The 14,985-nt window shown below is 41.3% G+C and carries 17 protein-coding genes; 15 read left to right on the plus strand and 2 right to left on the minus strand.

Going from position 1 to position 14,985, the window contains the following annotated elements; genetic code table 11:
- Nucleotides 1–312: 312 nt before the first annotated feature.
- Together GSF08_RS09455 and GSF08_RS09465 are read left to right on the plus strand one after the other, a co-directional pair.
- The gene (locus GSF08_RS09455; protein ID WP_004612630.1) at nt 313–984 is read left to right on the plus strand and encodes a helix-turn-helix domain-containing protein; all 672 of its coding nucleotides are present in this window, start codon (nt 313–315) and stop codon (nt 982–984) included.
- Nucleotides 985–1,240: 256 nt separating this feature from the next.
- Nucleotides 1,241–1,483 (plus strand): hypothetical protein, encoded by a 243-nt coding sequence (locus tag GSF08_RS09465; RefSeq protein ID WP_160625564.1) that lies wholly within the window; start codon nt 1,241–1,243, stop codon nt 1,481–1,483.
- A 168-nt stretch (nt 1,484–1,651) separates the two neighbouring features.
- Here GSF08_RS09465 and GSF08_RS11575 read toward each other — a convergent pair whose 3' ends face one another.
- The gene (locus tag GSF08_RS11575) at nt 1,652–2,440 is read right to left on the minus strand and encodes a hypothetical protein (RefSeq protein WP_249806054.1); all 789 of its coding nucleotides are present in this window, start codon (nt 2,438–2,440) and stop codon (nt 1,652–1,654) included.
- A gap of 385 nt (nt 2,441–2,825) precedes the next feature.
- Here GSF08_RS11575 and GSF08_RS09475 point away from each other — a divergent pair, with 385 nt between their 5' ends.
- The 10 genes from GSF08_RS09475 to GSF08_RS09520 all read left to right on the plus strand — a co-directional run bounded on the left by GSF08_RS09475 (nt 2,826) and on the right by GSF08_RS09520 (nt 11,439).
- Nucleotides 2,826–4,010, plus strand: a complete 1,185-nt coding sequence (locus GSF08_RS09475; protein WP_160625565.1) for a pyridoxal phosphate-dependent aminotransferase — start codon at nt 2,826–2,828, stop codon at nt 4,008–4,010.
- 98 nt (nt 4,011–4,108) lie between these two features.
- On the plus strand, nt 4,109–4,567 hold the full coding sequence (locus GSF08_RS09480; protein ID WP_160625566.1) for a hypothetical protein: 459 nt from the start codon (nt 4,109–4,111) through the stop codon (nt 4,565–4,567).
- Nucleotides 4,568–4,959: 392 nt separating this feature from the next.
- On the plus strand, nt 4,960–5,442 hold the full coding sequence (locus tag GSF08_RS09485) for a PTS sugar transporter subunit IIB (protein ID WP_160625567.1): 483 nt from the start codon (nt 4,960–4,962) through the stop codon (nt 5,440–5,442).
- A complete protein-coding gene (locus GSF08_RS09490) occupies nt 5,439–5,819 on the plus strand; it encodes a PTS sugar transporter subunit IIA (protein ID WP_160625568.1) in 381 nt (126 codons plus the stop codon). Before GSF08_RS09485 ends, GSF08_RS09490 begins: the two co-directional genes overlap by 4 nt.
- 16 nt (nt 5,820–5,835) lie before the next feature.
- Nucleotides 5,836–6,309 carry a PTS galactosamine transporter subunit IIB gene (agaB, locus tag GSF08_RS09495; protein ID WP_160625569.1) on the plus strand — a complete coding sequence of 158 codons (474 nt, stop codon included), beginning with the start codon at nt 5,836–5,838 and terminating at the stop codon, nt 6,307–6,309.
- A 9-nt stretch (nt 6,310–6,318) separates the two neighbouring features.
- A complete protein-coding gene (locus GSF08_RS09500; protein ID WP_249806056.1) occupies nt 6,319–7,086 on the plus strand; it encodes a PTS sugar transporter subunit IIC in 768 nt (255 codons plus the stop codon).
- Nucleotides 7,076–7,870 carry a PTS system mannose/fructose/sorbose family transporter subunit IID gene (locus GSF08_RS09505; RefSeq protein WP_160625570.1) on the plus strand — a complete coding sequence of 265 codons (795 nt, stop codon included), beginning with the start codon at nt 7,076–7,078 and terminating at the stop codon, nt 7,868–7,870. The genes GSF08_RS09500 and GSF08_RS09505 overlap by 11 nt, the downstream gene beginning before the upstream one ends.
- A gap of 1 nt (nt 7,871) precedes the next feature.
- Nucleotides 7,872–8,267, plus strand: a complete 396-nt coding sequence (locus GSF08_RS09510; protein WP_160625571.1) for a PTS sugar transporter subunit IIA — start codon at nt 7,872–7,874, stop codon at nt 8,265–8,267.
- Nucleotides 8,268–8,295: 28 nt separating this feature from the next.
- A complete protein-coding gene (locus GSF08_RS09515) occupies nt 8,296–9,459 on the plus strand; it encodes an SIS domain-containing protein (RefSeq protein WP_160625572.1) in 1,164 nt (387 codons plus the stop codon).
- A 48-nt stretch (nt 9,460–9,507) separates the two neighbouring features.
- The gene (locus GSF08_RS09520; protein ID WP_160625573.1) at nt 9,508–11,439 is read left to right on the plus strand and encodes a BglG family transcription antiterminator; all 1,932 of its coding nucleotides are present in this window, start codon (nt 9,508–9,510) and stop codon (nt 11,437–11,439) included.
- 68 nt (nt 11,440–11,507) lie between these two features.
- Here GSF08_RS09520 and GSF08_RS09525 read toward each other — a convergent pair whose 3' ends face one another.
- On the minus strand, nt 11,508–12,350 hold the full coding sequence (locus GSF08_RS09525; RefSeq protein WP_160625574.1) for a mechanosensitive ion channel family protein: 843 nt from the start codon (nt 12,348–12,350) through the stop codon (nt 11,508–11,510).
- 134 nt (nt 12,351–12,484) lie between these two features.
- Here GSF08_RS09525 and GSF08_RS09530 point away from each other — a divergent pair, with 134 nt between their 5' ends.
- The 3 genes from GSF08_RS09530 (at nt 12,485) to GSF08_RS09540 (ending at nt 14,892) form a co-directional block, all read left to right on the plus strand.
- On the plus strand, nt 12,485–12,940 hold the full coding sequence (locus tag GSF08_RS09530) for a hypothetical protein (RefSeq protein WP_160625575.1): 456 nt from the start codon (nt 12,485–12,487) through the stop codon (nt 12,938–12,940).
- Between the two features lie 34 nt (nt 12,941–12,974).
- On the plus strand, nt 12,975–13,814 hold the full coding sequence (locus tag GSF08_RS09535; RefSeq protein ID WP_160625576.1) for a hypothetical protein: 840 nt from the start codon (nt 12,975–12,977) through the stop codon (nt 13,812–13,814).
- Nucleotides 13,815–13,983: 169 nt separating this feature from the next.
- Entirely contained in the window at nt 13,984–14,892 is a 909-nt protein-coding gene (locus GSF08_RS09540) for a LysR family transcriptional regulator (RefSeq protein ID WP_160625577.1), read from the plus strand.
- The last annotated feature ends 93 nt before the right edge of the window (nt 14,893–14,985 follow it).

Genomic DNA, 14,985 nt, shown 5'->3' on the forward strand with positions numbered 1-14,985 from the left:
CCTGTGTCTGCTCCGTTCTTAACGCTCACGAGCCTTGTAAGGCTCGTGGCTAAACGGAACAGCCCCAGTCAGAAACCTTATTTTCGGTCTGATAGTCCATGTTTATTCATGCTATCAAAGTGAAAATATATCTTTTCTATGCTTACTCAAGCGTGTGATTGACCCTAGCGTGCTTAATCACTCTATCTGATACGATAATAACGTCATTAGAATTACTTGTCAAGAAGTTTTTGTTGACTTTTAGATACATATTAAGTATGATATGCTTATAAACACCAAAAAAAGCAACGAAAGGAGCGGTTATACTAAGTTATGGAGCATTATGAAAAGAAAATCAGTTTCTTAGGAGAGAACATACAGACCATAAGAAAACATAGAGGAATGAAACAGCAGGAACTTGCGGATAAAATCGGTATCAATATGCAGAGCCTTTCCAAGATTGAACGAGGTGTGAATTATCCTACCTTTGATACGCTGGAAAAGATAATGGACGTGCTGGGTGTAACGCCCAATGAATTATTGTCGGGAGAATGGAAGTATATCGACCACACCGAGCCATATATCATGGATATTATCAAACGGGAACAGGACTTCAATGTTTCTTTAGATTATCTGTCTGAAAATGAATTTTTCGATAATGAAAACGAATACAGATTTTACATGGAAACCATATTGATTAGATACATCAGCAATTATCTTTCTAATGAGGTTGTAGAAATTGAAGAACTTATGGAAATCAAACAGTTGATACAGCGTCAAAAAATAGAACGCATGATGAAAGTACATAAGGAAATGCGAGGGTTAGACCGATACAGAGAACAGCCGAAAGAATACAAATATCACAACCCTTATGATGACTGGATATTCCGTCAACTTGCAGATATAGATAACAGAAAAAATATTCCTAATACTTCTCCACAAGTAGACTTTAATGAGGGAGATTATGAAGATTATCTAAAGGCGAAATGGAACAGAGGTCTTTAATTTCCTCTTGCATGGAAGATACAGCAAACAAAAAGCCCAGTAAAGAGTGCAAAGCACCACCAATGGTGGCAAGGCTCTTGACAGGGCTTTTTCTTTTCTGTGGTGGGTAATCAAGAGGAAGAAAGAAAAAGTGTGTATGTTCAATGCAGAAAATATTTAAAGGGTATGTTGATTTTTATTGTGGCAGATATATGGAACTGTTATAATATGGATATGAAGAAACGGACAGATTTGAATTTGCAAAGGAGGACTATGTATGCGTATGTGGAAAGCAATCTTTAGCGTATTAACTATTATTTTTGGCTCTCTGGGACTAATGAACATAGTGTCCACTGATATAACACTGCCGATTATGTTTGTATTTATGGGATTAACCTTTTTGACAAAGGCAAAGGAGTGTTATGATAAGGGTGCGAAGAAAGATGCTATGATATTTACGGGTATAGCAATTTTTATCTATGTAATCACAGCATATAATTTGATAAGCAGATTTATGTAAATTTCAGTTTGACAACTTCATATCTCTACATACAAAGCAGTTAGTCTTAGGATTGACTGCTTTTAAAAAGACACCATTTAGGTGTAATGGTGTCTTTTGGGTGTTATTATAATGGTCATATCAAGGCTCATTCAATCGTGGTAAATTCGTGGTAAAATGAATGATTTTCTATACTGCAAAATACTTGAAAGTATAGTGTTTATGCGGATAATCAAAAATTAGATATAAAATTTCTAATAAATAATGGCGGTTTTTTAATCCGGTAAGCTGGTCAACGTTAACCAGTTCAACCAATAGATCATTTTTCTTTTGAATTTCATCATACTGCTTTGAAATTGTATCATGATCACTAAATTCAATTGCAGTACTGCGATAGTAGCGAAAGGATATGTAATAAGCTAATACAGTTACCAAAATGCTGTTTACTATATAAGCAAAGCTATTACTGTGATTTGGCGAAAAACAAATTGCCATAATAACCAGAATCAGCCAGCATCCGCCAAAAATAACAGCACTTTCAACAGGTGTCATAAGCAGCACTGCTGCGGTTGTGGGTATTAAGTAACAATATACAGAAAGCCCCTTTCCGCCGACCAATTCCATATAAGATACCCCGAGTACCCAGATACATAAAACTACAGTATAACCTCGCCGGAGCCAAAAAAATTGTTTTAATTCTTTCTTTTTTACCGTATACGGATATAAAACAAGAGCGATACAAGTCATAATAAATAAAAAAATATACAAACTGAAATAACCTAGAGATCGTGGAGATGCCGCAGATAATTTATTGCCGAAAAGAAATAATAGAATCATAACGAATTGGCTGATGGCAACCAGAATAGCTACGTATTTTTCGGTCGTATATACTTTTGTTGGAATGTATGACTGAAAGCTTCTTTTCTGTTCTGGAGATAAACTGAAAAAAATATTTGCTTTCAAGTTTTTTTCATCCATAAACAGCCCTCCCTTGTATTTCTTATCCTTACATATTCATCATTGATCATTTTCATTATAAAGGTTTTATGAAATAATTTATACTAGAAAAAACCGGTCAAGGGAATATTCGTAAAATATAACTGTCTATTTATATGTCATACCGGGAACAGCTTTACGATAAAATTGAATTTGATCTAATATATTTTGCTATGCTTTATTTTGCTAGTAATGATTATTTATATAAATTTCATGAAACGGATATAATCATACAGCTGCGATCAAGTAGATTTATAAAAGAATAACATGTGAAAGCGGGCTTTTTATAAGGGTGAAAAAGCAAGTGATTATTGACTTATCGCCAATCCTTCTTTATGATGAAACAAATAAAGAAAGAGGTGTTAGAATGGGTTTGTTTGATCATGAGGTGATTGATTTTAAGATTTTAAAGGAACGTGCTTATAATCTTCGCTGGGCGGAAATGGAGGACGGTGTGCTTCCGATGACTGCGGCGGATACGGATTTCCCATGCGCAAAAGAAATCGGTGAAGCATTGATTCGCTATATTCAGGGAGGTTATTTCTGTTATACACCAAAGACCGGATTTACATCACTGAAAGAAAGTATTGCCAAGGCGATGTGGAAACGTAAAAAGGAATCGGTTGACCCTGAATTGGTTTTACCGATTGACAGTGCTGCCAGAGCGATGTATATCGCTGCCAAAACAGTATTGAAACCCGGTGATGAGTGTATTATTTTTGATCCGGTTGACTTTCTGTTTAAAAAATCGATGACCGCGGCTGGGGCGAAATGTATCTATTTCCCGGCAAACATCAAAGACGGTCATATCGACCTCAGTACCTTAAAGGACTATGTTACTCCAAGAACAAAAATGCTTGGCTTATGCAATCCCCACAACCCGCTTGGTCAGCTGTATACACTTGAGGATCTTCAGCTGATTCAGGATTTGTGCTTTAAGCATGATATGTATATTATGAATGATGAAATTTGGTCGGATATTGTATATCCGCCGAATACCTTTCACAGTATTCTGCATCTTGATCCCACTAAAAATAACAAGGTGATGACGATTTATGGCTTTTCAAAGGCATTTGGGGTGGCGGGTCTGCGGGCCGGCTGTATTTATGCGCAGGATGCAGAACTCTTTGAGAAAATTGTGGAAGCCAGCGAAGTGCTGACAACTGCCGGTGGTATTTCCTCTTTATCACAGGTAGCAGCCCAGACCTGTCTGGATGAGTGCTTTTATTGGGTGGACGGTTTTGTTGAACAGCTTACCAAAAATCGCGATTATGCAGTAAACCGTATTAATGCGATAGAGAAGCTGAGCGTGGTGAAGCCCGATGCGACGTTTGTATTGTTTATCAACATTAAGGAAACCGGTATGGACAGCGAGAGCTTTGTTGAATTTATGAAGAAGGAAGCAAAGCTGGCCCTAGTACCGGGATCAGATGCATTTTTCGGCCCCAATTCTGCCGGATATGTAAGATTGTGTTTCTCGACCAGCGATGTTGTGCTGAAGGAGGGACTTGATCGTCTTGAAAAGGGCATGGAAATCTTGTCAAAGAAATAATGGAAAAGGGCGGCTGTCGGTACAGTCGCTTTTTCTTTGAGCATATGACATGAAATTTACATGGAAGTACTATATGATATGCGTGATGAGGTGATAATGTGCATGATTTTGATGCTTTTGTGAAATTGGTCTGTGAGGATAATGAGGTTCATGAAGAAACTGGCTGCTGTTCAGGCTGCTGTGATTCTATGAATTATTCAGAACTTTATAACTGGCCGATCAAGCTGACTCAAATACCGGTAGATGATCATCATTTTGATGATTGTGACCTCTTATTGGCGGCTGACTGCACGGCCTTTGCCTATGCTCAGTTCCATGAGCGATTCATCAAAGATAAGGTTGCTCTGATTTTCTGCCCGCATGATGCGATGTCTCTGCATGCACGGCTAAAGGATATTTTAAGTCTACATACCATCAAAACAATGATGCTGGTGATTATGGACAAAGAATGCTGTGAAAACGCCGTACCGTTTGTGGCAAAGAGTTTAAAAGAAAGCAAACGGGCAATTCCATTTGAAATTATTCGTATTAATAAAGATGGGGAAATAGTGCAGTAATGTTCCACAATACTAATGGAGTATCTCATATTTTTGAGATACTCTTTTTGTTATTGAGAATGCATGCTTCGATTTACGATTGTATTGATTACATTTAGATTCCTCACCATATGTTTTGTAATCTTAACGATCGTGCTCGATCTATTGGCTTTAGCGCTTCTGCAGATGTTTATCCTCAGGTAAATCATATCCTGAATGGTTTTCGAAAGTCTTTTTTGAAAACACCATATCCGAAATACCTATTTTTTTGACAATCCTAATAAGGAAAGGAATATTATGGAAAACGTGTATTGTGGCTGTCTTATTTCACCAGTGATAGTGAAAAAACAGCCATTTTACTTTTTTGGAAATCTTTTATAATAAAATTAAGGAAATGAAAGAAGGGGATATATATGATTGTTTTGGTACGTGTAGATGACCGTTTACTACATGGGCAGATGGCTATATCATGGACCAAGCATCTGCAGGCAGATACCATTTTAATTGCCAATCAGGCAGCGGTGAATGATGAATTTACAATGATGTCATTGCGTTTAGCCAAACCGCGCGGCGTTCAGATCATCATTCAGGATCTGTCACAGGCATTTTTATATTTAAAAGAAGCCGCAGATAGTGACTCACGGATCATGGTAGTCATTAAGAATCTGCGTGATGCTCAATGTATCCTCGAACAATTTCCGATGATTACCGAATTGAATATCGGAGGTCTTCGATCCCGCAGTCATGTACTGCGCATTCAGGATTCGGTTGCGCTCAATGCGGCAGATATTGAGCTATGCCGTAAAATCGGAGAGCGGGCTTGTGTCTATGTACAGGAAATTCCCAGTGAGAAGCGAAAGCCGATTCAGGATTTCATTAAGGATATTGATGTATGAAGCGATTAATTTTGATCACACATGATACATTGGCGGATGCCTATCTGGAAACGCTGCATAATTTTCTTGCGGATACTTCCTTTATTCGCTGTATTGGTGTGGATGCAAGAGCAAGTCTGGAAGCAGTGCAGAAAAAGCTGCTGGAAGAATGGAATGAAAATGATACCTTTTTGGTGCTGAGTGAGCTATCGATTGCCAGCAGTACCAAGGTGGCTGTCAATGCCGCGAAAGGAAGACCGAATATGTATGTCATCAGCGGATTAAATATGCTGATGCTGATTCAATTTGCGCTGCAGCCGCTGGAGGCGGACATGGAAGCGTATATTAAACGGATAACTGCTGATGCGCAGGCAGATATCAGATATTGGAAACAGTAGAAAGGAGAACAGGATTATGGATCAGCCGAATATTCTGTTGGGGAGAATAGACAACCGCCTTGTGCACGGGCAGGTTGGAGTCTCCTGGACAAATTATCTGGGAGCCAATTTAATCGTCGTGGCTGATGATGAAGTGGCACATGAAGAGGTGCAGCAGGAATTGATGGAACTCACGGCAGTGACATCAGGAGCTGAAATCCGCTTTTTTACCGTACAGGAAACCATCGACATCATCTGGAATGCATCCGATGATCAGCGGATCTTTATTGTGACCAGAACACCGTTTGAAATGCTGAAGCTGATTGAAGGCAATGTTCCGATCAAAAAAGTGAATATCGGTAACATGCACTTTGAAGAGGGAAAGCATCAAATCAGTTTAAAAGTCTTTGTTGATGATGAAGATCTGAAGAATCTTCATGCAATGCAAGACAAGGGAATTGAAGTATTTATACAGGAAATACCAGGAAAAATGGCAGAACAATTTAAATAAGGAGGCATTATGCAAATTACATTACTACAGGGGATTCTGCTTGCCAGTATGGCATTTATTGTCGGTCTTGATGATTTGATGGAAGCGTTTTTTCTCTTCCGTCCGATCATGGTTGCGACCTTCAGCGGAATTATCTTAAATGATTTGGAAACCGGCGTCATTGCCGGAGGCTTAGTAGAACTGGCGTTTGCCGGTTTGACGCCAGCCGGCGGAGCATCGGTACCAAACGGTACGATTGCCGGCATCATGACTACGTATCTGGCAATTACGCAGGGAATAAAACCAAGTGAAGCATTCCCGCTGGCATTACCATTCTGCTTCTTGATGCAGTATTTAGGAACATTAAAAGGTACGATCTTTGCATTTTTCATGAAACCTGCTGACAATATGGCAGAAAAAGGCGATGCCAAAGGCCTGGTTCGCTTGCATGTCTTAACGCTGATCATTACCGGCTTATGCTTTGCAGTTGTTACTTTCCTTTGTACCTATGCGGCTCAGGATTTGATTACATCCATTGTCAATTCCTTCCCGGAACGTCTGATGAATGGACTCAGTGTTGCCGGCGGATTACTGCCTGCAGTTGGTTTCTGTATGCTGCTGGCGGTTCTGCTGAAACGCGAATTCATGGCATATTTGATCATCGGATTTGTATGCGCCTGCTTCATTTCATTTGGCAATATCCTTCCGGTTGCCCTGATCGGCGGTGCCCTGGCATTGCTTGATTATCACAATACCGGTAAAGAAAAAGCGTCAGGAGGTGTAAAACGTGGAATCTAATAAATTAACGAAAAAAGATATAACCAAGATGGCGGCACGTTCTGTGCTCCTGCAGGCTTCCTTTAACTATGAGCGTATGCAGGGTGCAGGCTGGGCAGCATCCATTGCTCCTACCTTGGCGAAAACTTACGGTGATGACAAAGAAAATCTCGGTCTGGCTTTAAAGGATCATACTAAATTTATCAATACCCACCCAACGCTGGCTCCTTTCTTAATGGGGATCATCGTTGCGATGGAAGAGGCAAGAGAGCCGCGTGATCTGATCAACGGTTTAAAGAACTCCATGTTTGCTCCGATCGCCGGTATCGGTGATGCGGTCTTCTGGTTTACCGTTCTGCCGATTACCGCCGGAATCAGTGCATCCATTGCCCAGCAGGGAAATGTGCTGGGACCAGTAATCTTCTTCGCTGTCTTCTTTGCGTTCTTCCTTTGTCGTTTCCTGCTTGCTCATATGGGTTATCGTTTGGGAACGAAGGCAGTATCCTCTTTGAAATCACAGACGGCTCGTGTGTCCCGTGCCGCGACGATTTTGGGTACAACCGTTATCGGCGGTTTGGTGGCATCATTTGTATCGCTGTCCCTGACCCCGGAAATCGTATTGAACAGCGCGAATAAAATTTCTTTGCAGAAGGATTTAATCGACAATATTTTTCCAAACTTACTGCCGGCGTTATTCACCATGCTGATTTATTACCTGTATAAGAAGAAAGGCATTAAACCGACGGTTCTGATTGCCGGCATCATTGTTTTGGCAGTCGTTCTCTCTTATCTGAATATTGTCTGACATGAATTATCTGATTGTCACTGGGCATGAATGCTATGCCGACGGAGTAAAAGGAACGCTGGAAGCAATCGCAGGCGAGCAGAAACAGATTTATTATATCAATTATGATACCTGTACATCAGCCGCCGCTTTGACTGCACTTTATCAGGAAGTTGTAAACCGTGATACCGACGGAGGCTATTTGTTCGTATGTGATATTGCGGGAGCTACCCCATATCAGGCCGCTGCGATGATGGCGATGAAGAATCCTCGGATTCATGTCGTGGGAGGAATGAATTTATCAGCTATTCTCGAGGTAATCTTCCATCTGGAGCTATCACTGGAGGAGCTTGCAGAAATGATGATCCATACCACTCAGCAGACGGCTATCCAATTTTTACCCAAAAAGAGGCAGTAGCTGCCTCTTTTCTGAAAGGAGATGCAATATGATTGATCGTATGAATACGGATGAGAAAATACTTAAGAATTCAGCTTATGTACTTCGGGAAATCGAACAGCAGCCAACCATTTGGATGCAAACCTATGAGCTGATTCAATCTATGAAAAACGAGCTTCAGGAATTTTTAAAGGATTATGATGAGGTGATCTTTACCGGTGCTGGTACCTCTGAGTTTGTCGGCAATACGGTATATCGATCACTTTGTAAGAATGGGAATAAAAATGTATATTCGATCGGTACTACTGATCTGCTGTCCCATCCGCAGCTGTATTTTGATGATACGAAAAAGACCGTGCTGGTATCCTGTGCCCGCAGCGGTAATTCACCGGAATCTGTAGCAGTGGTGGAGCTGGCCAACCAGTATTTAAAAAATCAGGTAAAGCATCTGATCCTGACCTGTAATCCGTTGGGTAAGCTGGCACAGTACGGAAAACAAAAGGAGCATGCGCTTTTGGTGCTCATGCCGGAGGGAACCAATGATTTAAGCTATGCAATGACCTCCAGCTTTACCTCGATGGTGCTGTCCGGCTATTTGTGTTTTCATCTGGATTCCCTGGATCAGCAGCTTCCCTATGTGGACTGGATCGTAAAAAACGGTAATGCTGTGCTGAACACATACAGCAGCGACTTGAAGAAGATTGTCAATGAACGGGCTTTTGATCGCTTGATCTATCTGGGCAGCGGCAATTTGAAAGGACTGGCACAGGAAGCGGCGCTGAAAGCACTGGAGTTGTCGGCAGGCAAGCTGTGTACGATGTATGATTCACCGCTTGGCTACCGCCATGGCCCTGCCTCCTTCGTCAAAGAGCGCTTTTCCTCTTTGATCGTGTGTCTGTTTACCGGTGATGAATATGCAGATGCCTATACACTGGATATGCTGAAGGAAATGCGGGGATATGAAAATGAGCATAACTTCTTTCTTGTGATGGCCCCAGACACCAAAGCGGACTATGCACCGTACTGTGATGGCGTTGTGAAGCTTGCGGGAACGAATATTCCGGAATGCTATTTGGCCTTGCCGTATATTTTGGCAGCTCAGCTGATCGCGGTATACCGAAGCTGGCTGTACGGCATTGGGTGTGATATTCCCTTTGGCACGTATGAAACTACATCTCCGGTAAAAACCATTATTCATCCAAAATCTTCCTAAACTATACTTTTTATAGTTAATGGTTTAGGATATGAATGAGGTGATTGCATGTATTTGAGTAAGCGAACGATATTATTATTTCATACCCTTTCTAAGAGCGAAGGACCGCTTACCAGTAATTATCTGTCACAGGTTGTCGGCGTCACCTCCCGTACGGTGAAAAAAGATCTGCAGGTTTTGGGCGAAATCATCGCTTCGTATGGAGCGAAGCTTTGCTCAAAACCGGGCCGCGGCTATCAGATCTATGTCGATGATGAGCGATCTTATCAAGAACTGGTACGGCTGATGGAACAAAATGATCTGGTTGCGGATCAGAATATTCCCCGTTATTCCTACGAGCGAGTGAATTACATCATAAAAAAATTATTGATCATAGATTATTACATTAAATTTGAAGATTTTATGGAAGAACTGTATGTCGGGCGATCAACGATTACCAATGATATGAAAATGGTGCGTGAAAATCTTCAGCAATATGGTCTGAAGCTGATCCATACTCCATCACGGGGCACGATCATCACCGGAAAGGAAAGCGCTAAACGCCAATGCATTGCCGAGTATTTCTTTCATAATGCAGTGGGGGAGCGCTTCTATGTCAAAGATAATATTATGTTCAATTCCAATCAGAATCAAAAAGAGCTGGCGCATCTTCGTCATGAATTATTGTCGGTGCTGATGGATTATCACATTCATCTGTCAGATCTGTCTGTCGAAAATCTGATGATTCATATTGCGGTCATGATGCGCAGACTGACTTTTTCCAATTATGTAGAATGCAGTGAAGAACAGATGTCCTATGTGGCTGACACACCTGAATGGGAAGCTGCTTTGAAATACTGCGGAATTTTGGAAGACGTGCTGGATATGGATATTCCCCGATCGGAAGTTGTTTATCTGACGATGCATTTGATCAGCAAACATATTAATGAACAGATGGATGTATCAGCGAAACGGCAGAATGATCTGCGGGAGGTGATTATCAAGGGACTTAGGGCAGTGAAGAAGCAATACCGGATTGATCTTTGCGGTGATCTCGAATTGATCGATCTTCTGATTCTGCACTTGGAGCCGATGATCAGACGAATCCAGATGGGGATGGTCATGCGGAATCCGTTAGCCTATGAATCGACGATTCGTTATTTATATGCGTCGTGGATCACAGCCGGTTTCTGCCGGGAGATCGAAGCCAGCTATCATATCCACATTGATTTTAATGAGTTCGGTTATCTGGTGCTGTATTTCAATATGGCAGTGGAACGCTGCCGCAATGCGGAAGTGAAGAAGGTTGCGCTGGTCTGCGGCCGCGGCCGTCCGGAAATGATAACGATATTGTCACAGATGAAGGAAGCCCTGGCAAAGTATCATGTGACCTTCACGATGATGGATACCTATCAGATTCCTCAAATTAATGTACAGGATTACTATCTGATCATCAGCACAGTTCCGCTGGAATTGCCGAAAAGTGCACCGCTGATTGTTTTGCATGCGTTTGATGAATCGGAAATTCACACCGTAAAACATTTTTATCAGTATTTAGAATTTAAGGATATTCCTTTTTCCCGCTATTTGAAAAGCAGTCGGGTCGTATCCCTTCGCGGTGAACATATTCATGCGGTATTGAAATCCTTTTCCCGCATTTTGGAAAAACGGATGGATGACTCTGCCGGAAAATGGAATCAGATCAACGAAATGCCGCTGTGCATCAGCGATAATCACATTGCCGTGCTGCTAAACGGCGTAGATGCGGCTGAGACATCGTTTTTAATCGGTAAGCTGGAAAAACCAATTGAAAAAGATCACCGCATCATTCAGGTGATCATCTGTGTGCAATGTGCTGCTTGTGATATGGGATGGCTGTCCGGTATTCTGTATGTTCTTTCTAAATGGATTCGTGATGAAGAACAGGTAAACAGTTTTTTCAAGGACAGCAGTATTTCCTGCATTCAAAAACAATTTTTAGATATCATTGAGCGTGAATAAAAAATCCCATGTGAAATGACCCGCTTTGTTGGCAGTCCAACTCTGGGTATCATCTCATAGGGATTTTTTTACGACTTCATTTTGACAACCCGGTAAGGATAGGCAAAGGGGATGCCTGCTTCATCAAAGCGCTTCTTGATAGTGAGACGCAGATCACACAGCATCGCGAATCCGATAGCGTTATCTTTGGAGTATGCGGTTGTCTTTAAGAGAATGCCGCGCTCCTGGTAATCGACCAGCCGGGTGATGACCGGAGGTACTTTGTCTTTGATTTCCTTGGGCGTACGTACATCGATAAAGTCCGGATGTTCATATACTGCCTGATTGATAATCGAGATAGCCATATCGATATCAGCGTCATAGCTGATCGGTATTTCCAGAAAGTTCGCTTTCTGATTCCCGTTGTCCGTGACATTTTCAAGCGTTGCCTTATTCATTTCACTGTTGGGAATCATTACATGAGTATTTTCAAACGTCCGGATCACCGTATGGCGAAGTGAAATATCTTCCACTGTTCCAACCAGCTGACCGTCGTTTAATTTGATCAGATCGCCGATGCGAAACGGCTTGAATATCGAGATCATCATGCCGTTTACGAGGTTTCCGAGTGCTTCCTGGGCCGCTAAGCCGACGACAACTGCGACAACTCCGGAGCTGGCTAATAAAGTTGTCCCGATGCGCTGAAGCGGTATGATCTGCATCATGATCGCGTAGGCGGCAAAGCTGTAAACAATGATACTTTTGATGCGCAGTGCGAATTTTGGTTTATCTTTCGCGCGATGCAGTATCACTTTTTTCAAAACGTTAGATATGATAAAGGATATGAGCAGGATAATGAGAACGGAAAGGATAAAGTTTAAAAGTCCGTTTTCCAGATAACTGCTTCCAAATTCTGATAATTGCTTCCACATAGGAATTTCCTCCTTTACTGACACTATTATACACGCATTTCCCCCTTTGATAAAAAAATAAGTGGAATTATGTGATACAGTTGATATAAACCGAAAAAGATATATAATTATGAGTAAACAGAGGTGTAAATAACGTGGATATAAGGAGTAAAAAGCTAAAAACCAGAAACTTGCCAGAACCCCGAGAAGCAATTGACAAAATCAACGCTAAGCCGTATGTATTTATCGCATTGTTTCTTTTTATTGGTCTGTATATGTTTTTCATGACAAGCTATCTATGGGGCATTTTCATGATTGCCATATTCCTGTATTATCTGGTGTTTGTAAAAAATAAGATACTAACAGAATTTTATGAGGATTACATCGTTTTCTATAATGAAAAAGATGCGGAGGAGTGCTACATCGTATTTTATGATGAGATAAAAAGCTGGTCTTACGAAGTAGGGCGCTTTGCGACTGATACGGTGCAGATTACATTTAAAAACGGTAAACGGATTGCTTTTGACTGTTTGTCAAAACGGAAAATGAAACGTTATTTAAGTGAACATGTCGGTGAGATGACAAAGAAAAAAAGCACAGCGGTCAAATAACGCTGTTTTCTTTTTTCAAGGATGGAGGATGTTTATGAAAAATTATCAGGATTATAAGCGCATGATGATGGATTGTTTTCGCGATAACCGGGTTAAGCTTACGGTAATGGTGATCGTGCTGCAGCTGCTGAATGCCTTGATCGGCTATGCGGATGCAATGATCACGGAGAATGTGAGCGGATCGGCACTGCTGATGTATGTGCTGCTGTTCGGCTTATTATTGATCGTAAATTTTGCTTTGCTGTTTGTCTTTTTATCTACGCTTCGCGGTTCCTGTTCGATTATAGAAGAAGCAAAATATTCACTGAAGCGGTTTCCGACCGAGCTTGGCTTTACGGTTTTGATGAGTATTTTTTCCACCATGATCATGATGCTGCTCGCGATCATGCTGACAGCGATTCCTATGCTTTACATGGTGCTTGCTTTTATCGTATCGGTCATCGTTGTCATCTTGCAGTGCTTCTTCGCTTTTGCGGTACACGATGGATGCAAGGGGGTATTCTCAATCCTAGCAACGTGTATTACGCTGCTGAAGCGTAACTGGAAGCCGCTGGTGCGGGCTATGATCCCTTATCTGGTATTCAGCCTGGTGATATCCTTCGCACTGCAGCTGCTGATTCAGGGTCAGTTTAAAAACAGTGTTACGACCCAGCAGGCAATCATACAGGCATTTGATAAGCAGAAGATGACGCTTGCCTATGAAATCCTTGGTCTGTATCTATTGAATTACCTTGGTTCAGCTGTATTGCTGACCTATGTTTATCTGTATTATGCACAGGTTTATGAAACCGAAATTGAATTATTTCCGGTACAGAATCCGATATCCGGAACTATTACAATCGACATTGTAGAAGAACATACTGAGGACATATGATAAAAATTTCACTTTTGTGATTAAAATTACACAAAATGTTATAAATTAGCAGAATTTAGCGGTTTTTATGTAGATATTTGTCATTTTTATGACTCAAGATATTGAAAGATTGACTATGACATTGTATAGTTAAACTGTAAATTACATAAAGGCCGGAGGAATCAACTATATGTTAGACTATCGATTACTGACATTCATGAATCTTTATCAGACGATGAATTATACGAAAACAGCCAAAAATCTGAAAATTACACAACCGGCTGTGACCCAGCATATTAAGTATCTGGAAGCAGCCTATCAGGTAAAGCTGTTTCATTATGCTAAGAAAAAATTGACCACGACCAAAGAGGGAGAATATTTATACCGCTGTGCTTCTGCACTGCAGGCAAACAGCTCAAAAGTGTTCTCAGACATTCTGTGTTTGAATGAAGACAAGACAAGCCTGAAGCTGGGAGCAAGCGCTACGATTGCCCAGTATTGGATGCCCGCCGTACTGAAACGGCTTGAAGATACCGATCGTATGTTCGAGGTTGAATTGACGGTAGATGCAACCGATCAGCTGGTGAATCAGCTGCGCCGCGGTGAAATTGATATGGCGTTTGTCGAGGGCAACTTTGACAGCAGTACCGTACACGCTCAGGCGCTCCGTAAGGAAGAAATTGTGTTGGCAGTTCCTGTGGATCATGAACTTTCATCAAAAGGTACGGTCAGCTTCAATGATATTTTAGATGAGCGGCTGCTGCACGGGGATGAGCATGATGTATGCGGCGCGGTAGTGAACCAGGCTTTGCAGACAAACAATCTGAGCGTGGGCAGCTTCCGTTCTCATATGGTAATCAATGACAATGAAGTGATCAAGCAGATGATCAAAGAGGGGATCGGCATCGGCTTTGTATACCAAAGCGCAATCCGTGAAGAGCTTGCGGAGCATGCTTTAGCGGCAGTTAAGATCAAGGGCTGTAAACTGATGCGTGAATTCTTTATGATTTATTTGAATGAAACGATTTTTAAGGATCAGTTTCAGGAATTTTATCACAGCTGTCAGATGATACTGAAGGATTTGAATTCCAATATATAATATAGGATAGTCAGTCTTGATAAGGACTGACTTTTTTAGTAAAAGCACGGGGCGGTGATGTTTATATGTCACGGCTTTTTTTCTAGTTTTATC

Source organism: Copranaerobaculum intestinale (genome assembly GCF_009831105.1).
Taxonomy (GTDB): Bacteria; Bacillota_I; Bacilli_A; order Erysipelotrichales; family Erysipelotrichaceae; genus Copranaerobaculum; species Copranaerobaculum intestinale.